The organism is Polyangium spumosum (genome assembly GCF_009649845.1).
Lineage (GTDB): Bacteria > Myxococcota_A > Polyangia > Polyangiales > Polyangiaceae > Polyangium > Polyangium spumosum.
In genome coordinates this window covers 204,182-223,062 of the sequence record NZ_WJIE01000014.1, presented here as the reverse complement: position 1 = coordinate 223,062, position 18,881 = coordinate 204,182, and the positions used below count along the sequence as shown (strand labels likewise).

Sequence of the window (18,881 nt, the reverse complement as noted above, 5' to 3'; positions counted from 1 at the left end):
GGGCGGAGGTAGAATCGATGGATCGAAGATGGGAAGGTTTGGGCACGCGGGTCAGGTCCAGTCTCCGCCCTCTTCTCTACACTAATTTCGGGAGGAGCGCTGTCTCATCGGATGTTGGCACAGAGGGTTATGATTCCACTGTTGGTGATCGCTGTCGTGGTGAGTTCCAGCGAATCGGGGTCGAAAAGGGTGAGCAGTCTGTTGACCTCATTGGGGTCGTTGATGAAAGTATCCGTCATGATGTTCCGGCACGCTGATGTTCATTCGCTCAGAAGGACACGGACGCTCCCTACGAGAACATCATCGAATCTCGCCTCGCGGTTCTCGACCCTGGCTTCGTATCTGCTGTTGTCTCCTGCCAAGAGCACGACTTTCGCTCCGGCCTCGATCAGCTCGCCGTCCGGACCGAGAATACTTATGATGACTGTATTCGTAAGCCACAACGCTCCGGATCGCTCGTCGGATCGTACCTTCTCGGTCTCCACCTCGAACCGATACTCCAGCGGCCCCACATCCCCCTCCGCCGCATCCTCGATCAGATCCCCCTCCGCCTGCTCCGGCTTGCGGACCCACTCCACCTCGACATCCCCATCCGTCTTCCCCACCGGAACCTTGACCTGATCCACCGCCTTCCGGCCCCCATCCGCATCACACTCGAACACCGTCACCGTTGCCGTCTCGTTCCCCGCGAAGTTCGCCACCGTGAAGATCGCCTTCACCGGCTTACCCACCCGCACCTTCGGCTTCTCCCACCGCAGGTCCGAGATCACTGGCAGCAACGCCAACTTCGGCTCCTCCGGCTCCCCCGGCTTACTCCCCTTCCCCTTCCCCGGCCTCCCCGAGACATTGATCTTCACCTTCGTCCCCTGAATCGTCACCCCATTCCCATCGAAACGCAAAAACCCCCCGGGCCCCCTCAGCGTGAACGCCTCCCCCGCCTCGCCGACGTACTCCTCCCCCGCGAGGTAATGCGCCTCCTTCCCCACCCGCAGCGCATACGCCCCCTCCACCTTCTCCTGCCGCTCATCCACCACCGTCAGCGATTGCTTCCCGTCGATCTGCTCCCCTCGGTCCCCCTTCACCTCGAGGTTCACATCGACGTCGACCCGCTCCCGCTTCTTCTTCTTCGTGACCCCGTCCGCGTCCTTCCCCACCCACCGCTTCCGAAACCCGTCCGTATGCTCCTGCTCGTTCCTCTTCACGAGCTTCTGCCGGTCGTGCCCCACCGTCGCAAACTCGTCGTTCTTGACCAGCCGCGTCCGATCCTTCTCCGCCTGCTGCCAGACGAGCTCCTTCTTTGCGAGATCTTCGAACATGATCTCGTTGAACCCGCCCGACCCGAGCGACGAATCACTCTTCCACGTGCTCCGCGTCTTGTGCTCCGGAAGCCGATACGGCACCTGCTGCACCGCATTGTATACGCGCCCCATCACGAACGGCAGATCTGGGTCCCCCTCGGCGAACCCGACCAAGACCTCCTGCCCGATCCGCGGCAGCACGACCATCCCATACCCCATGCCGCCCCAGCCCTGATTCACGCGGATCCAGCACGAGCTATCGTCGTCCTTCTTCCCCTCCCGATCCCAGGGGAATTGCACCCTCACCCGGCCAAACTCGTCCGTGTGGATCTCCTGCCCCTTCGGCCCCACGACCGTCGCGCTCTGCAAACCATGCACGATCGGCTTCGCCGTCCTGCGCGGCGGGCGATACGGCACATCGGCGAACACTGAGTGCCCCGACAGCGTCCACTCGCCCTCCGTCGTGCCCTCGAACGTCGTCTCCAGCACGAGCAGCTTGCGATCCACCGAGAGCTCGGCGTGGGGATGCCGATCCATCGAGAAGATCACGCCCGGCGCGAGGTCGAACGTGTTCGCCTCGAACGACGCGCCCCGCACCCCGGCACGCTCCCCGTGCAGCGACCGCTCCGCGAGCTCCTTGCCATACTTCTGGTCGTGCCGCGCGATTCCCTTGTCGTCAGCCACCGGCGTACCGCCGCCCTTGCCCGTCTCGACGAGAAACCCACCCTGATCGAAATGGTACTGCTCGTTTCGATCCTCGAACCCACCCGCACGCGGCGCCTCCCCGAAGAGCGCGAAATCCGGGTTTCGGAACTCATGGTCGCGCATCGTGTACGCGCCAGGCCGCACGTCACGCGCAAACCGTACGGCCGTCACGTACTCCTGCTCGGCGGACTGCCCCGGATGATCCACATACCGGATCGGCGGACCCGACCGGACGGGATTCGCCTCCAGCCGATCGTTGAACGTCAGTTTGCCGCCCTGATCCTCCGGGAACGTGAACGCAATCCCCGCCTCCTCCAGAAGCCGGCTGAAGAAGTGGTAATCGCTCTCCCCGTACTGGACCTTGTATTCGAGCTTCGGATACTTTGCCCGGTCGATCTTCCACACTTTCTCGATCGACCATTCGCCGAGGAGCTCGTCGATGATGTCTGGGATGGAGACGTGCTGGAAGATACGGTTCCCCCGCCGCTGCCCGAGTCGGAAGAGCTCAGGCACGATCCGCACGTGATACGTGGACAACCCCTTCTGGCCGACCGCAGGCTGGAGCGCGTGGACCTGCTCGGCATCGACGACGATGCCCTTCCAGGTGCGATTGCCTAGCCCCGCGACGTGCACATACCCCGGGACCGATCGAAAAGTGGCGGGCTGATCCAGAATCGCGCCGAGGTCGAAGCTCGGATCCGGAGAGCGACCCCAGAGCGAGACGGAGAACAACGACGAGACGGCCTCCCGCACGACGAAGCGCCGCACCGAAAGCTCGCCGGAGGCCAGGGACAACTCAAGGATGGCCATCGACCGCGCTCCTCAGCTGTTCGATGTCCCCGTCCTCCTGCTCGAAGAACCAGGAGCGAGCCCGCCCGAACAGCTCCGCCCGCTGCCCCTCCTCACACGAATCCCAGAACACCCGCATCACCCCCGGATCATAGAATCGAAAATAGACCCGCTCCCCCGTCTCCTCGAGCTCCACCATCAAAAATCGCCGCCAATGCCGACGCACCTCGACGAACCGCTCCTCACTCGTGCACCAGATCCCCCACCGCTTCCCCCATCCCTCCAGGACGAGCTTGTCGAGCAGCCCCGAATCTTCCCGCATCGGCCCCACCAGATACGGCGCGACCTCCTCCAGCGTCTCCCCCTCGACCCCGTCATACAGCGACCGATGCGGCTCCACGTGCTCCCTCAGCAATTCGAGAATCCGATCCTCCCGCGCCGCATCCACCACCGCATAAAGCTTCTCCCGCCCCGCCACCCCCCGCAGCTCCTCGAGCGCCTTCTCCGCCGCCTCCCGCCGCTTCCGCTCCTCCCGCGCCGCCTCCCGGTCCTCCTCGTCGATCTCGTCCTCCGGCGCCGGCGTCCTCCCCTCGACGTACACCATGAAATCCGTCTCTCCCGCCTGAATCCACCCTCCGTGCGGGATCTCCTCCTCCCCCTCGATCGCTTTTCCCCCGAGCATCGTCCCCTTGATGCTACCGAGATCCCTCACGACAGCGCGCGTCCCGTCCCATTCGATTTCGAAATGGAGCCGCGAAATCTCCCCATCGTGCTCGACCACGAAATCCGCGCCCGCCATCCGCCCCACGCGCACCGTTTGCCCCGACTTCAGCACGATCTTCGTGCCCGCGAGTTTCCCCCACCGAACCTCCACGATGAGCCGCGGCGCCGTCACGACTTCCGCCCCCTCTTCCGCCGCTCCTCGCGCTCCTTCTTCTTCTGCTCGCATTCTTCGCAGAACGGTTTGTCTGTGCGCAGGGTATCCATCTGCGGATTCGACCCGATCAACACCGTCGGACACCCCGAAGCGATCCGCCCCCCGTGACTCGTCGGGTCCCCTCTCCGCGCCGCGTCTTTATATCCGATGATCACCGTCGATTCACCCATGACAATGGACGCGCCGCATGCCTCCATGTCCCCCACGCGGGCCTGCCACTGGTACCCGACGATGACCGTCTCCTCTCCCGTCACGATCACGTTCGGTGGGTGCAGCGGGCACGTATGTCGATCCAGAATCCTCGCAGCCGGCGGCATCGCTCCTCCTACTGCCCGATCAACGTCTTGCTGACGTCATCCACCTCGGCCTCGATCGCCTCTTCCGGCTCATCCGTGCTGCTCCCCTTCCCACTCCCCGGCGACCCTCCGCTGTTGATCCGCACCTGTTTCCCCCGGATCGTCACCCCGCTCTGATCAATCCGCACGAACCCCCCCGGCCCTTTGATCGTCAGGTCCTTCCCCGCCTCGATCACGATCGCCGTCCCCGCCGCGACGTGGATCTCCTCGTTCACCCCGATCGCATAGTTCTTCCCGACGAGCTCGTGCCGATCCCCCTTCACCGTCAGCGATTGTTTCCCCTCGATCCGCTGATTGCGCTTCCCGTACACCCGCAGATGCGAATCCCCCTCGATCCGCTCCCGCTTGTTCTGCTTGATGACGATGTCCTGGTCCTTGCCGACGTATACCTTCAAGAAACCGAGCGTCTTCTCGGACTCGTCATTCTTCACGAGCTTCTGCCGGTCGTGCCCGATCGTGATCGTCTCGTCATTCTTCACCAGCCGCCGCCGGTTCTTCTGCGCTTGCTCGTACACGAGCTCCTGGCCCTTGAGATCCTCGAACATGATCTCGTTGAACCCGTCCGATCCGAGCGACGAATCACTCTTCCACGTGCTCCGCGTCTTGTGCTCCGGCAGCTTGTACGGCACCGCCTGCTTCGCGTTGTACACGCGGCCCACGATGATCGGTTGGTCCGGGTCGCCCTCCAGGAAACCCACCATCACCTCCTGCCCGATCCGCGGGATCACGATCATCCCGTAACCCGTCCCCGCCCAGCCCTGGCTCACCCGGATCCAGCAGGAGCTATTGTCGTCGTTTTTTCCCTCGCGATCCCAGGGGAATTGCACGCGTACCCGGCCAAACTCGTCCGTGTGGATCTCCTGGCCCTTCGGCCCCACGACCCGCGCGCTCTGCACGCCCTCGACGCGCGGCTTCGGCGTACGCTGCTGCGGCCTGTACGGCGCGTCCGTGAAGACCGCTTGTCCTGACATGCTCCACTCGCCCTCGGGCGTGCCCTCGACCGAAAATTCGGTCACGAGCAGCTTCGTCGACTCCGTGATGTCCGCGTGCGGATGCCGGTCGATCGAGAACACCTGCCCGGGCCAGAGATCGATCGTGTTCGTGTCGAACGACACGACGCGCCGGTCCACCCGTGTTCCGCCAAGAAGGCGTGTCGCGCGGCCCTTGCCGAACCCTTGAGCGTACCGCGCGACCCCCTTGTCGTCCGCGACCGGCGTCCCTCCGCCCTTACCACCTTCGACCAGGAACGCCCCCGGCTCGTAATGGTACTGCTCGTACTTCGCCTCCTGCCCCTCGGCCTTCGGCGCCTCGCCGAAGAGCTCGAACGACGGGTTGCGAAAGTCGTAGTCGCGAATCGTGTGCGCGCCGGGACGAACCCCGTAGGACAAACGGATCCCCGACACGAACTCCTTCTCGGCCTCCTGGTTCGGGTTGTCCACGTACGGCAGAGCGCCACCAGGCCGCGGCGTGTTCGATTCGAGCTTGTCGGACAGCGTCAGCTTCGAGCCTTTCGCGTCGTCGTCCGGGAACGTGAAGGCGATTCCGGCCTCTTCGAGCAAACGGCTGAAGAACGCGAAATCACTCTCGCCGTACTGCGCCTTGTACTCGAGCTTCGGATACTTGCCGCGATCGATCTCCCAGACCTTCTCGATGCCCCAATCGCCGAGGAGCTCGTCGATGATGTCCGGGATCGAGAGGTGCTGGAAGATGCGGTAGTTTCGCCGCTGCGTGAGCATCCACAGGTCGGGCACGATGCGCAGCGAGTAGGTCGACAGCTCCTTCGCGCCCGACGCGGGCTGCACCGCCTGCACCTGCTCGATCGAGCTCACGATGCCGCTCCAGAGCCGCGCGCCGCCGAGCTTCGCGAAGAGCCATCCGCTCACGACCCGCAAGGACGCCGGTTGCCCGATGATCGCCTCGAGGTCGATGCTCGGGCTCTCGGACCGCGCCCACACCGAGACCGTGAACAACCCCGACACCGACTCGTGCACCGAAAAGCGTCGCACCAACAGCGAGCTCTCTCCGCAGGCAAACGTCAACTCCAGGACCGGCATGCGCGCGACACCTCGTGTTCACCCTACCAACCCCAGAGTTTGCCCGTAAACATCCTCGTACGCACTGCAACAATCTCTAGCAAGTTCGTGCGGTTAGTGCTGCATCACCCTGCCACGACCATGGATCCTCCACCACCCACCACGAGTCCCTTACAAAAGTCAACATGTAACCAATTTGCACACACGTGCGCCCATCCCAAGGCACCCACCAACTCAGCATCCATGTCAATCCCACTAACGTAGTACGCATCCCTGTTTCCCCCACCAAACTCCCTGCTGTACACTCCCGCCTCATGTCATCCACGGGAGCACCCGCGGTCCCTGGCGACGTCATCGCTGGGCGCTACCGTCTCGAATCGAGGCTCGGGCAGGGCAACATGGCCGAGGTGTATCGTGCGACGCACCTCGGCACCGGGAAAACGTGCGCGCTCAAGCTCGTGCTCCCGCAGCTCATCGAGCGCGACGAGATCCGCGACCTGTTCGTCCAGGAGGCGAGGGTCGGCGCGCGTATCGGAGAAAACCCGCACATCGTCAACGTGTTCGACGCCGGAATCGACCCGCAGCGCGGCGTGCCGTTCCTCGCCATGGAGCTGCTCGAAGGCGACACGCTCGATAAATACGTCAAGCACCGCGGGCCCGTGCCGCCGGGCCTCATGCGGATCCTCTTCCGCCATCTCGCCGATGCCCTCGGGCAAGCCCACGCCGCGGGCGTGGTTCACAGGGATCTCAAGCCCGGCAATTTGTTTCTCACGTACGACCGCGGAAGAGCTCCGATGCTCAAGGTCGTCGATTTCGGTATCGCCAAGGTCCTCGAGGAGGGCATTCAAGGAACCGCCACGCAGGTCGGATCCCCTGCCTACGCCGCGCCCGAGCAGCTCGGCGCCGCCATGCGGCCCATGGCCGCGAAGATGGGGATCACCATTGCGCAAGGAATCACGCCCCAGACCGATATCTGGGCCCTCGGCGTCATCGCGTACGAGCTCCTGCTCGGCGCGCCGCCCGGGCATCTGTGGACGGGTGGCGCGCGCGGGAGCCTCGCGGACATCATGATGGGCGTGGCCCTTCATCCGACGCCGTCCGCGGTCGCTCGCGCGGGCGCCAAAGCGCACCTCTTCCCGCGTGGCTTCGACGAATGGCTGGGGAGATGCCTGCGGAAAAACGCGGCCGAGCGCTGGCCGAGCGTCGACGAGGCCGTGCGGGAGTTCGCCGAGCTGCTCGATAGCGGTTACGACGACGGAGAGACGCAGCAGATTCGTCCGCAGGCGTTGCTCGGCCTCGTGAAGCAGCAATCGATGCGCGCGACGATGCCTCTTCATCCCAAACCGCCGTCGGTGCCACCGCTGCCCGTGCAGACGGCGGTGCTTCCTCCGGGGCTCTACGGCGTGCCCGAGCAGACGGCGCCCCTCCAGCCTCCCCCCCTGACGTCGATTCCTCAATCGGCCGCCACGACCCACGGACTTTCTGCGACGAACCCGCCGGCCTCGCGGCGCGCTTCGAAAAAGCTGGGCGTCGCGCTCGGCGCCCTGGCGCTCTTCGTGGTCCTTGGCCTCGGTGTATTCGTGCTCTCTCCCAGGAAAGGGGGGCTCCGGATCGAGGTCACCGGCAGCGACGACAGCAAGGCCGCCATTTCTGTGGATGGCATGGAGCGGTGCGGGACGACGCCGTGTATCGTTCGAGACCTCGCACCCGGAGACCGTATCGTCAAAGTCTCCGCTCCCGGGAAAGCCGAAAAAGTCGTTTCCGCGAGCGTGGTACGAGGGGAAGAGAGCCCCGTCCTCATTTCATTGGAGGCAGTCGCGCCGGAGTCACCGAACCCTACGCCGCCCGTTGAGCGGGTGCCGGAGGTCGTCGGCACGATCCCGGCGTCGGAGCCTGCAGAGCCAGTAGAGCCTGCAGAGCCCACGCGCGCTCCGGGCCCCATACCCACCGCGGCACCCACGATTGGCATGGCAAACGCCCAGGCAACGCAGGGGACCGGGACGCTCAACATCAACTCGATCCCGGTATCCAAGGTGGTGCTGGACGGGCGGCCGCTCGGCAACACGCCCAGGGTCGGCGTGTCCGTGCCGGCGGGGACACACTCGGTGACCTTCGTCCATCCCGAAAGAGGGAAGCAGACCGTGACCGTCACCGTGAAGGCGGGGGAGACGAAGACGGCCGCGGTGAAGTTCAAGTGATTTCGAAAATCGCCCCGCCTCGATTCATTCAGTCGTACGCTCCTGTTTGTCCGCGTTCGTCCGCGAGATGGAACCGAACCCGTGCCGCCAGGCGGGAAGGCTGGAGAGATACGCCTCGGATCAGGCGTCCGTGCGAGATCAACCCGCCTTCGGACGGCTCCCGACGAACGCCGCCAGGTGCTCGCCCGTCAGCGTCGATTTCGCCGCCACCAGGTCGGCCGGCGTGCCTTCGAACACGATTCGCCCGCCGTCGTGGCCCGCGCCCGGCCCGAGGTCGATGATCCAGTCGGCGTGCGCCATCACCGCCTGGTGGTGCTCGATCACGATGACCGACTTCCCGGCGTCGACCAGGCGATCCAGGAGCCCGAGAAGCTGCTCGAGGTCGGCCAAATGTAATCCCGTGGTCGGCTCGTCGAGCACGTAGACGCCGCCGTCTTCGCCCATGTGCGTCGCGAGCTTGAGCCGCTGCCGCTCGCCACCCGATAGCGTGGTGAGCGGCTGGCCGAGCCGCAGGTAACCGAGCCCCACGTCGGCCAATCGCGAGAGGATCGCGTGCGCGGCCGGCGTACGCGCCTCGCCGGCGCCAAAGAAGCGCGCTGCGTCCTTGACCGGCAGGTCGAGCACCTCGGCGATGTTGAGCCCGCCGAGCCGATACTCCAGCACCGACGCCTGGAAGCGCCGGCCCTCGCAGTCCTCGCAGACCGTGGTGACGCCGGCCATCATCGCGAGATCGGTGTAGATCACCCCGGCGCCATTGCACGTCGGACAGGCGCCCTCGGAGTTTGCGCTGAACAGGGCGGGCTTCACGCCATTTTGCTTCGCGAATGCCTTGCGGATCGGCTCCAGCAGATCGGTGTACGTCGCCGGGTTGCTCCGGCGCGAGCCACGGATCGGGGCCTGGTCGACCGACACCACCCCGTCCCGGCCCGACACGGAGCCGTGGATCAGCGAGCTCTTGCCCGACCCGGCCACGCCGGTCACCACCACCAGCACGCCGAGCGGAATGTCGACGTCGACGTCCTTCAGGTTGTGCGTGCGGGCGCCGCGCACCTTCAAGACGCCCGACGGCTTTCGCACCTTCGGCTTCAGGGAGACCCGGTCGGAGATGTGTCGCCCGGTGAGCGTGCCGCTCTCCCGCAGCCCGGAGACGCTGCCCTCGAAGACCACCTCACCGCCGGCGGTGCCGGCGCCGGGGCCGAGGTCGACGACGTGGTCGGCGATTGCGATCACCTCCGGCTTGTGCTCGACGACGAGCACGGTGTTGCCCTTGTCGCGCAGCCGGAGCAAGAGCTCGTTCATTCGCTGGATGTCGTGCGGGTGCAGCCCGACCGTCGGCTCGTCGAAGACGTAGCTGACGTCGGTGAGCGACGACCCGAGGTGGCGGATCATCTTCGTGCGCTGCGCCTCGCCGCCCGACAATGTGCCGGTCGGCCGGTCGAGGCTGAGGTAGCCGAGCCCGATCTCCACGAACGAATCGAGCGTGTGCCGCAGCGCCGTCAAGAGCGGCGCGACGGACGGCTCGGAGAGGCCACGCGCCCACGCGGCGAGGTCGCTGATCTGCATCGCGCAGGCGTCGGCGATGCTGATCCCCTTGATCTTGGACGATCGGGCGGCCTCGTTGAGCCGCGTGCCCTTGCACTCGGGGCAGGTGGTGAACGTGACCGCGCGCTCCACGAAGGCGCGGACGTGTGGCTGCACCGCGTCGAGGTCCTTCGACAGGAACGACTTCTGGATCTGCGGGATCAGCCCCGAATACGTCAGGTTGATGCCGTCGACCTTGATCTTCGTCGGCTCCTTGTGGAGCAGGTCGTGGAGCTCCTTCTTGTTGAACTTGCGAATCGGTTTGTCCGGGTCGAAGAAGCCGCAGCCGCGGAAGATGCGGCCGTACCAGCCATCCATCGAATAACCGGGGATCGTGATCGCGCCCTCGTTGAGCGACTTCTTCTCGTCGTAGAGCTGGGACAGGTCGATGTCGTTGATCTGTCCCATGCCCTCGCATCGCGGGCACATGCCGCCGGCGCGATTGAACACGACCTTCTCGGCCTTGGCGCCTCCCTTCTCGACCGTGATCGACCCGGCCGCGCGGACCGAGGGGACGTTGAAGGCGAAGGCCCCGGGCGGGCCGATATGCGGCTTGCCCAGGCGGCTCCACAGCACCCGCAGCATCGCATTGGCGTCGGTCACGGTCCCGACCGTCGAGCGCGGGTTGCCGACGAGCCGCTCCTGATCGACGATGATCGCGGTCGTCAGCCCCTCCAAGACGTCGACGTCGGGCCGGCTCAGCGTCGGCATGAACCCCTGCACGAACGCGCTGTAGGTCTCGTTGATCAGCCGCTGCGACTCCGCCGCGATGGTGCCGAACACCAGGGACGACTTGCCCGAGCCCGAGACGCCCGTGAACACCGTCAGCCGCCGCTTGGGGATCTCGACGCTGACGTCCTTCAGGTTGTTCTCGCGGGCGCCCTTGACGCGGATCAGGTCGTGGTTGTTTGCGGGGTGCTGGCTCATGCTCACGGGACCCTCGCGAGCAGGTCGACGAGCTTGCCGCCCATCATCTTCCAGCCGTAACGCGCGCCGCCGAAGTTCTGCTTCTGGTGCGGCTTGAAGCCCGATTGCACGAGGGACAGGCGCGTGCCCGCCGCCGTGGGCGTGAGCGTGAACGTCACGACGGTGTCGAGCTCCATGTCGCCGACGACCCACGCGTAGCTGAGCTTTTTATGCGCTTCGATTTCGAGCATCCGGCAATTCACGGTGCCGTCCCACCCGGGGTATGGCTGCGTCTTGAAGGTGAACGCGGCCCCCGGCTCGAGCTTCAGCCCGGCGACGGGCAGGAGCCACTCGGTGAGCAGCACGGGGTCGGTGAGCGCGCGCCAGATCTTCTCGGGCGAATGATGCAAATCGAATTCGAATGAAATGGATTCCGTCTGCGATTGTGCGGTCGTGTCGGTGAGATTCATTCGTCCATTTTCTCCAGCAGTCGTTCGAGGCGATCGACGTGCTCCGTCCAGAAGGCGCGGTAGTGCGCGATCCAGTCGATGAGCGGCTTCATCCCGCGCGGCTCCACCCGGTAGTAAACGCAGCGCCCCTCGCGCCGGCCCTTCACCAGGCCGGCGTCTTTCAACGTGGCGAGGTGCTGCGAGACCGCCGGCTGCGAGATGTCGAAGCGCGCCGTGAGGTCCTTCACCGCAGCTTCGCCACGCGTGAGCGACTCGAAGATCGCCCGGCGGCTGGGGTCCGCCAGCGCCTGGAAGACCTTGTCTTCGACCACGGCCGCGCTCTGCATGCCAAACCCATAAGCCAACACTTATGGGTTGTCAAGGACGATCGGGCGCCGCGCGTGGGGTACGTGGATCGGCGCGATGGATTGTCGCAGGGACGTGCGGTTCGTGGTTGTTGACGCCCTTACCATCGTGCGACACCCTCGCGTGATGCGGGACACGGGAAACCTTGCTCGATCGGAATTCTGTCTATTCGCGACCTGGCTCGTGCTGGCGATCCATGGTTCGGCCGGCTGTTCGAGTGACACGGGCGCGGGAGTCAGCAAATCGACGAGCGCCGCTTCCCCGGACGCAGGGGGCGGCTCGTCGAGCAGCAGCAGCAGCGGCAGCGGCTCGGCGTCGAGCGGCGGCGCCGGTGGATTCAGCTCGGGCAGCAGCAGCAGCAGCTCGGCGTCGAGCGGCGGCGCCGGTGGATCCGGCTCGGGCAGCAGCAGCAGCTCGGCGTCGAGCGGCGGCGCCGGTGGATCCGGCTCGGGCAGCAGCAGCAGCAGCAGCAGCTCGGCGTCGAGCGGCGGCGCCGGTGGATTCGGCTCGGGCAGCAGCAGCAGCAGCTCGGCGTCGAGCGGCGGCGCCGGTGGATCCGGCTCGGGCAGCAGCAGCAGCAGCTCGGCGTCGAGCGGCGGCGCCGGTGGATTCGGCTCGGGCAGCAGCAGCAGCAGCTCGGCGTCGAGCGGCGGCGCCGGTGGATTCAGCTCGGGTAGCAGCAGCAGCAGCAGCAGCAGCAGCAGCGGCGCCGGCGGCGCCGGCGGCTCCAGCGGCGGAGGGCCGTTGAAATCGTGCCGCAAGGCATGCAGCACCCCGGCCGACTGCACCAAGAGCAACATCCCGATCTACGGCGCAGACAACTACGATTGTGTCGCGGGCGCATGCGAATACAAGGGCTGCAACTCGTCGCAGGAATGCACCGACCAATTCAAGACCACGTCGGTGTGCGGGCCGAGCCCAGCCCCGTACACCAGCAACCAGTGCTACTTCCCGTGCACGACGGTCAACGACTGCTTCCATCCGGGCGCCCCTGCGACCAAGGACGCCGACAACTTCGCCTGCGTCGATGGTCTTTGCAGAGACGTGGGCTGCGGCTCCACCCAGGAATGTATCGATGCCCTCAAGGATCCCGCCCTGGTGTGCGCGCAGTTCCCCGACTTGCCCCTCAAGACGTGCGTGCGCACGTGCGGCGTCGTGGCCGATTGCGCCCCCCCGGGTTCGCCGCCGACCCTCGACGAGGACAACTTCGTTTGCGTGAATGGACTGTGCAAGAGCACGGGTTGCAATTCGGACGAAGAATGCAACGCCGCAGGCGCCGCTATCCCCTACGTATGCCGATGACGCGCGAGCCCCGCCTCGGGGCTCGCGAGGTCGGCGCGGGGCAGGCTTTCAGGGCAGGTCGGAGGGGAACGGCTGGGCCGTGACGCTCGCCCCGGCGCGGAGGTAAAGCAGGTCGAATCGACGCCGGGTGAACCGGTATCCGCTCGCCGTCCGCACGTAGTCATCGCTGTAGACGCCACCTGCATAGGTGTCGACGCCCTCCTTCACGCCGAACTCGCTCAGGTACCAGCGCCCCGTGGCCCGCTGGGGGTGCGTGTCCGACACGAGCTCCACGGTGCCGGAGTGGACCGCCTGGACGATACCGCTCCAGAGGCTCAGGATGTCGGTCAGGAACGTGATGATGTTATCGCGGCCGACGATGTGCTGCGAGAAGCCGGGGATGTCGAGCACCGCGTCCGGCGTGAAGAGGTGGTGCATTTCATTCATCGCCTTGCGGTTCACGAGATCGGCGAACCTGGCGACGAGCTCCTGGATCTCGAGCTTGTGCCTGATCTGAGCTTTCTTGGACATGGGTCACCTCATGACATCGATGGTTACTTCAATCCCGCCGCGCCGACGCGCATGACAACCCGCGCGGTCATGAGCCATCCAGAACGGGTCGGCGCGCACGAGATAACGACAGCATAGCACCGTCCTGGGCGCACGCGGCATTTTGATTTGAAGGCACGGACATTGTTCGACCTAGCTCCCGTTTCGCCGCCGGATTGGCGCGCCGCGGCATTTGTTTGTAGTGACCGGTACGGTTGTCATTCATTGGTCGCCCGGACACGAAAATGAGGGTCGGATCGTCGTTGACGGATTTTCCGCGTTGTGAAACCTTGGCCCGTACGACGTTCGGGGCCGAAAGGGCAACGCTCTGTAAGATGGACGCCACGGTCTTCATCCCAGGTTATTCCGGACGCGAGCTGATTCACGAGGGGCCTGCGGTGGCCCTTTTTCGTGGCCTCCGAGACAGCGACCGCGCACCTGTCGTGATCAAGGTGACGAGGGGGGATCGCCCGCGCCCGCGCGAGCTGGCCAGGTTGCGCCACGAGCACACCCTCCTGCGTATGCTGGAGGGCCCGGGCATCATCAAGGCCCACGCGCTCGTCGGGTACGGCGCCGGCCTCGCGCTCATCCTGGAGGACACCGGCGGCGAATCGCTCGCCCTCCGCCTGCGACGCGGCCCGCTCGAGCTCCGCGCCTGCCTCGACATCGCGCTCGCGCTCGCGCGGATCCTCGACGGCGTCCACGCGCGCGGCGTCATCCATAAAGACATAAACCCGAACAATGTCCTCGTCGGAGAGCGCCCCGCCGACGTCCGGCTCATCGATTTCGGCATCGCCACGCTCCTGTCCCACGAGAGCCCACCGGCAGCGGGGCACGCGTTCATTGAAGGGACGCTCTGCTACATCGCCCCCGAGCAGACGGGCCTCCTCCGGCGCACGGTGGACTCCCGCGCGGATCTCTACGCCCTCGGCGCCACGATGTACGAAATGCTGACCGGCGCCCCGCCGTTCGACGAAAAGGACCCCATCGATCTGGTGCACAGCCACGCCGCGAGGGTGCCCGCGCCCCCTCACGAGCGGCGGAGCGGGATCCCGGAGGTCGTGTCGGCGATCGTGATGAAGCTGCTCGCGAAGGCCGCGGAGGACCGTTATCAGCAGGCCGCCGCGCTCGCGGCCGACCTCTCGAGGTGCGTCACGGCGCTCGACGCCGGCGGCGCCGTCGAGGCGTTCGAGCTCGGGCGCAGGGACATCCGCGATACGCTGACCATTCCGGAGAAGCTCTACGGGCGCGAAGCCGAGGTCGCGGCCCTCCTTTCGACGTTCGACAGGATGAGCCGCGGCGAGGCGGAGATCGTCCTGCTCGCAGGCGCGGCGGGCGTCGGCAAATCGGTGCTCGTGCAGGAGGTGCAGCGCGCCCTCGCGCTTCGTGGGGGCCAGCTCGTCGCCGGCAAGTTCGACGCGCTCCGCCGCGATATGCCGTTCAGCGCGTTCATACAGATCTTCCGCGAGCTCGTGAAGGGCGTGCTCAGCGAGCCGCCGGATCGGTTCGCGGAGCGACGGAGCGCGCTCCTCGCGGCGCTGGGCGAGGGCGGCGCGCTGCTCATCGACCTCGTCCCCGAGCTCGAGCGTGTCATCGGCCCGCAGCCGCCCGCCCCCTCCGCGGGTCCCGTCGAGGTGCAGAACAGGCTCGGGATGCTGATGCAGAGCTTCGTCCGCGCCCTCTCCGGCCCGCAGCGCTTGCTCGTCTTCTTCATCGACGATCTGCAATGGGCCGACGCCGCGTCGCTCTGGCTCATGCGCCTGCTCACGACGGATCCGGCCGGGCGCGCGGTCGTGCTCCTGGGTGCCTATCGGGACACCGAGGTGGACGACGCGCACCCGCTTCGATTGACGCTGAGCGAGATCCGGAAGCAGGGCGTGACCCTGACGGAGCTCGCGATCCGCCCGCTCGACGAGGGGAGCGTCGTGAGGCTGCTCGGGGACACGCTCCCGCGGAGCGATCCCGCGCGCCTCCGGACGCTCGCCGGGCAGCTATGGGCAAAGACGGGCGGCAATCCGTTTTTCCTGTCGCAGCTCCTCCTCGCGCTCCATCGCGACGGCCTCTTCCGCGCGGATCGAGCCGAGGGGAGATGGACGTGGGACGACGCGGAGATCGCGGCGGCGCAGATCGCGGACAACGTGGCCGATCTCATGGCCACGCGCCTCGGGCAGCTCGATCCTCGCGCCCAGCGGATGTTATCCATCGCGGCGTGCGTCGGCCGCGAATTCGACCTGGCGACGCTGCATGCGATCGCCGACGAGCCCCTGGGCCGCGTGGCCGCATCGTTATGGCCCGCGCTCCGGGAGGGGTTCATCGTGCCCCTGGATCAGGACTACCTGCTCCTGCCGACGTCGGGGGACGGCGAGGTCCCGGGCGTCGCAGGTGGCTTCGATACCGCGGACGGGGATACCGCGATCAACGCGCGTTATCGATTCCTGCACGATCGCGTCGAGCAGGCTGCGTACGCGCTGGCCCCGGCCGAGGTCCGGGCCGGCCTTCACCTGCGGATCGGACGGCGGCTCCACCTCGCGCTCGGCGAGGGCGCGCGGCCCGAGGAGCTCTTCGAGGCGGCCCGCCAGCTCAATGCGGGCGCCGCTCACCTCCAGGACGGCGCGGAGAGGCGGGCGGTCGCGCGGCTCGACCTGCAGGCCGGCCGAGCCGCGAAGGGACAAGGCGCGTACAGCGAGGCGGCGGCCTTCCTCGCGGCGGGCTTCGTAATGATCCACGACGAGGGGTGGGCTGGCGAAGACGATCTGACGTTCGCGCTCGTCCGGGATCAGGCGGAGTGCGAGGCCATGGCGGGCCGCTCCGCCCAGGCCGACGCGCTCATCGACCTCATCCTCGGGCGGGCCGGCCGCGCGTGGCAACGCGCAGACGCATACGGCGTGCGAGTCATCATGTACGCCTCGCTCGGGCGGTTCTCCGAGGCGATGGACGCGGGGCGCGCGGGCCTCGCGCTGCTCGGCGTCGACCTCCCCCCGACCCCGGAGGAGGCGGAGGAGGCCGCGACGCGCGAGGCGCAGCGGATCGAGCACCTCCTCGCGGAAGGGGGCGCCCGCGCGCTGCTCGCGTCGCCCGAGCTCACGGACCCGGAGGAGCTCGCGGCGGCCCGGATCCTCCCCGATCTGCTGGTCCCCGCGTATTGCACCGACATCCGGTTCTGGAAGCTGGTCCTCGCGACGCAGACCTTGCGCGGGATGACGCGTGGCCATTGCGGCGCGACGGCTCAATCTTATGTGTCGTACGGGTTCTATCTGGCCGGGGCGCTCGGGCGTTATGCCGAGAGCCGCGTCTTTGGCGAGGTCGGGCTCCGGCTCGCCGAGGCGCACGGCGACCCGGCGCTCCTCTGCAAGGTGACCCAGTCGTTCGCGACGTTCGCCGGTTATGCGCATCCGCTGCGGCAGGTGCTCCCGCATTTCGCGCGGGCCCGGGAGCTGAGCCTGCAGTCGGGCGAGCTCGTGTATGGCTCGTTCGCGTGCGTCTTCGTCCCGGTGACGCTCTTTCGAATGGGCGAGCCGCTCGACGTCGTGACCGCGGAGGTGCGCCGCAGCGGCGCCATCCTGAAGCGGATCCAGAACCCCATGTCGAGCGCGCAGCTCCTCGCGGTCCAGCAGGCGATCGCCTGCATGCGTGGAGACACCGAGAGCCCCGCGTCCTTCAGCGACGAGGCGTTCGACGAGGCCGCGTGGGTCGCGGGCCTCGATCCGGTCGCGATGGGGTTTGTCCGAGGCCTCTATTTCACCTACAAGACGCTCACGCTTTACCTGCACGACCGTCCCTCCGCGGCGCTCCCGCTCATCGAGCGCGCCGAGGAGGCCGCGGCGGCGGTCGTGGGACATCACTGGCCGACCGATCTGCCATTTCATGCGAGCCTCGTGCTCGCCGCGGTGCACCCGGGCGCGTCGCCCGAGGAGAGGCCGCGCCTCCTGGAGCGGCTCGTGCGTTATCGCGACAAGCTCTCCTCGCTCGCGGAAGCCTGCCCGGAGAACACCGCCCATCGGCACGCCCTCGTCGCGGCCGAGATCGCGAGGCTCGAAGGGCGCCCCAGCGAAGCCATCGACGCTTACGAGCAGGCCATCGCGCTGGCCGGCAAGCACGGCTTCGCGCAGGACGAGGCGATCGCGAACGAGCTGTATGGCCTCTTCTTCCTCGGGCGGGGGCAATCGAAGAATGCCCGCACGTATTTGATCGAGGCTCATGATGGCTACCTCCGCTGGGGCGCTTCGGTCAAGGTCGCGCAGCTCGAGAGAAGACACAGGGCCCTCCTGTCTGCGCAGGCCCTGCCGCCCGCCCCTGCCGTCGAGGTTGTCTCGACGACCCTCACCAACCGTTCGACGGTCGGCAAGCTGCTCGACCTGACGACAGCCGTTCGCGCCGCGCAGGCGCTCTCCAGCGAGATCGTCCTGGATCAGCTCATCGAGCGGCTGATGCGCATCATCCTCGCCAATGCCGGGGCGGAGCGTGGCTTTTTGATCCTCGAGCGGGGCGGGACGTGGGTCGTCGAGGCCCGGTTCCAGGTCAGCCCGGATCTCGTGGAGTCCCGGCTCGACACCCCCCTCGAAGCGCGCGCGGATCTGGCCCAATCCGTCGTCCGATACGTGGCTCGCACGCAAGAGCCGCTGGTGCTGGAGAGCGCCACGCGTGATCCGCGTTTCGCGGCGGACGCTCACGTGAGGAGCGCCGCCCCGCAGAGCGTGCTCGCCGTCGCATTGACCCACCAGGGCCGTTGCCGCGGCGTCTTGTACCTCGAGCACAACCGCACCGCGGGCGCGTTCGCCGAGGAGCGGCTGGAGTTCTTGCAGATGCTCTGCGCGCAGGCGGTCATCTCCATCGAGAACGCGATGCTTTATGATCGGCTGCAATCGGTGAGCGCCGAGCTCCGGGAGCTCAACCAGCACCTCGAGCAGGGGATCGCCCTCCGCACCGAGGAGCTCTCCGCGGCCAACGAGCGCCTCTCGCGCGAGCTCGAGGAGCGCGCGCAAGCGGAGAGCGCGCGCGCCGCGCTTCAGGAGGAGATCATCCAGATGCAAGGCGCGCGGCTCGAGGAGCTCTCGATGCCGCTCATCCCGATCACCGAGGAGATCCTCGTGCTCCCCCTCATCGGGACGATGGACGCACCACGCGCCGAGGCGATGATGCAGGCGGTCCTCCACGGATCCCAGCAGCACAGGGCGCGGACGGTCATCATCGACGTGACGGGGATGAAGCGCGTGGACGCGCGCGCGGCGGGCGCATTGCTCCAATCGGCGAGCGCGCTCCGCCTGGTCGGCGCCGAGGTCGTCCTGACGGGCATGCGCCCCGACTTCGCGCGCGCAATCGTGGAGCTCGACCTCGACCTCGCCAGGCTCGTCACCAAGGGGACGCTCCAGAGCGGCATTGCCTACGCCATGGGCCGCGCACGCCGGCGGATTTGATCAACGGCGAGAGAGGCGT

12 protein-coding genes are annotated in these 18,881 nt (G+C 66.8%); 3 read left to right on the top strand and 9 right to left on the bottom strand.

What is annotated here, in order from left to right; all coding sequences use genetic code 11:
* Positions 1-260 precede the first annotated feature (260 nt).
* Genes GF068_RS46610 through GF068_RS34670 form a run of 4 tightly spaced genes read right to left on the bottom strand, consistent with a single transcriptional unit; the run spans position 261 to position 6,139 of the window.
* Positions 261-2,813 (bottom strand): type VI secretion system Vgr family protein, encoded by a 2,553-nt coding sequence (locus GF068_RS46610; protein WP_275939314.1) that lies wholly within the window; start codon positions 2,811-2,813, stop codon positions 261-263.
* Positions 2,800-3,687, bottom strand: a complete 888-nt coding sequence (locus GF068_RS34680; RefSeq protein WP_170319853.1) for a DUF4123 domain-containing protein — start codon at positions 3,685-3,687, stop codon at positions 2,800-2,802. The genes GF068_RS46610 and GF068_RS34680 overlap by 14 nt, the downstream gene beginning before the upstream one ends.
* On the bottom strand, positions 3,684-4,046 hold the full coding sequence (locus tag GF068_RS34675; protein ID WP_153823812.1) for a PAAR domain-containing protein: 363 nt from the start codon (positions 4,044-4,046) through the stop codon (positions 3,684-3,686). Before GF068_RS34675 ends, GF068_RS34680 begins: the two co-directional genes overlap by 4 nt.
* An 8-nt stretch (positions 4,047-4,054) precedes the next feature.
* The gene (locus tag GF068_RS34670; protein ID WP_153823811.1) at positions 4,055-6,139 is read right to left on the bottom strand and encodes a type VI secretion system Vgr family protein; all 2,085 of its coding nucleotides are present in this window, start codon (positions 6,137-6,139) and stop codon (positions 4,055-4,057) included.
* A 185-nt stretch (positions 6,140-6,324) separates the two neighbouring features.
* Here GF068_RS34670 and GF068_RS34665 point away from each other — a divergent pair, with 185 nt between their 5' ends.
* A complete protein-coding gene (locus tag GF068_RS34665) occupies positions 6,325-8,316 on the top strand; it encodes a protein kinase domain-containing protein (RefSeq protein ID WP_153823810.1) in 1,992 nt (663 codons plus the stop codon).
* 138 nt (positions 8,317-8,454) lie between these two features.
* Here GF068_RS34665 and GF068_RS34660 read toward each other — a convergent pair whose 3' ends face one another.
* Genes GF068_RS34660 through GF068_RS34645 form a run of 4 tightly spaced genes read right to left on the bottom strand, consistent with a single transcriptional unit; the run spans position 8,455 to position 12,391 of the window.
* A complete protein-coding gene (locus tag GF068_RS34660; protein ID WP_153823809.1) occupies positions 8,455-10,824 on the bottom strand; it encodes an ATP-binding cassette domain-containing protein in 2,370 nt (789 codons plus the stop codon).
* A 2-nt stretch (positions 10,825-10,826) separates the two neighbouring features.
* Positions 10,827-11,273 (bottom strand): SRPBCC family protein, encoded by a 447-nt coding sequence (locus tag GF068_RS34655; RefSeq protein ID WP_153823808.1) that lies wholly within the window; start codon positions 11,271-11,273, stop codon positions 10,827-10,829.
* Positions 11,270-11,599, bottom strand: a complete 330-nt coding sequence (locus GF068_RS34650; protein ID WP_153823807.1) for an ArsR/SmtB family transcription factor — start codon at positions 11,597-11,599, stop codon at positions 11,270-11,272. The genes GF068_RS34655 and GF068_RS34650 overlap by 4 nt, the downstream gene beginning before the upstream one ends.
* Positions 11,600-11,620: 21 nt before the next feature.
* The gene (locus tag GF068_RS34645) at positions 11,621-12,391 is read right to left on the bottom strand and encodes a hypothetical protein (RefSeq protein ID WP_153823806.1); all 771 of its coding nucleotides are present in this window, start codon (positions 12,389-12,391) and stop codon (positions 11,621-11,623) included.
* Between GF068_RS34645 and GF068_RS34640 the strand changes: the two genes are divergently transcribed.
* Positions 12,363-12,920, top strand: a complete 558-nt coding sequence (locus GF068_RS34640) for a DUF7478 domain-containing protein (RefSeq protein ID WP_153823805.1) — start codon at positions 12,363-12,365, stop codon at positions 12,918-12,920. The genes GF068_RS34645 and GF068_RS34640 overlap by 29 nt on opposite strands.
* A gap of 48 nt (positions 12,921-12,968) precedes the next feature.
* Here GF068_RS34640 and GF068_RS34635 read toward each other — a convergent pair whose 3' ends face one another.
* Complete coding sequence (locus GF068_RS34635) at positions 12,969-13,430, bottom strand: nuclear transport factor 2 family protein (protein ID WP_153823804.1); 462 nt, start codon at positions 13,428-13,430, stop codon at positions 12,969-12,971.
* 263 nt (positions 13,431-13,693) lie between these two features.
* Between GF068_RS34635 and GF068_RS34630 the strand changes: the two genes are divergently transcribed.
* Positions 13,694-18,862 carry an AAA family ATPase gene (locus tag GF068_RS34630; protein WP_153823803.1) on the top strand — a complete coding sequence of 1,723 codons (5,169 nt, stop codon included), beginning with the start codon at positions 13,694-13,696 and terminating at the stop codon, positions 18,860-18,862.
* Positions 18,863-18,881 lie beyond the last annotated feature (19 nt).

What these genes read in the sequence shown, in the direction of transcription:
- GF068_RS46610 (WP_275939314.1), bottom strand. Translation starts at nt 2,813, where the DNA reads ATGGCCATCCTTGAGTTGTCCCTGGCCTCCGGCGAGCTTTCGGTGCGG.
- GF068_RS34675 (WP_153823812.1), bottom strand. Translation starts at nt 4,046, where the DNA reads ATGCCGCCGGCTGCGAGGATTCTGGATCGACATACGTGCCCGCTGCAC.
- GF068_RS34660 (WP_153823809.1), bottom strand. Translation starts at nt 10,824, where the DNA reads ATGAGCCAGCACCCCGCAAACAACCACGACCTGATCCGCGTCAAGGGC.
- GF068_RS34670 (WP_153823811.1), bottom strand. Translation starts at nt 6,139, where the DNA reads ATGCCGGTCCTGGAGTTGACGTTTGCCTGCGGAGAGAGCTCGCTGTTG.
- GF068_RS34650 (WP_153823807.1), bottom strand. Translation starts at nt 11,599, where the DNA reads ATGCAGAGCGCGGCCGTGGTCGAAGACAAGGTCTTCCAGGCGCTGGCG.
- GF068_RS34635 (WP_153823804.1), bottom strand. Translation starts at nt 13,430, where the DNA reads ATGTCCAAGAAAGCTCAGATCAGGCACAAGCTCGAGATCCAGGAGCTC.
- GF068_RS34630 (WP_153823803.1), top strand. Translation starts at nt 13,694, where the DNA reads ATGAGGGTCGGATCGTCGTTGACGGATTTTCCGCGTTGTGAAACCTTG.
- GF068_RS34655 (WP_153823808.1), bottom strand. Translation starts at nt 11,273, where the DNA reads ATGAATCTCACCGACACGACCGCACAATCGCAGACGGAATCCATTTCA.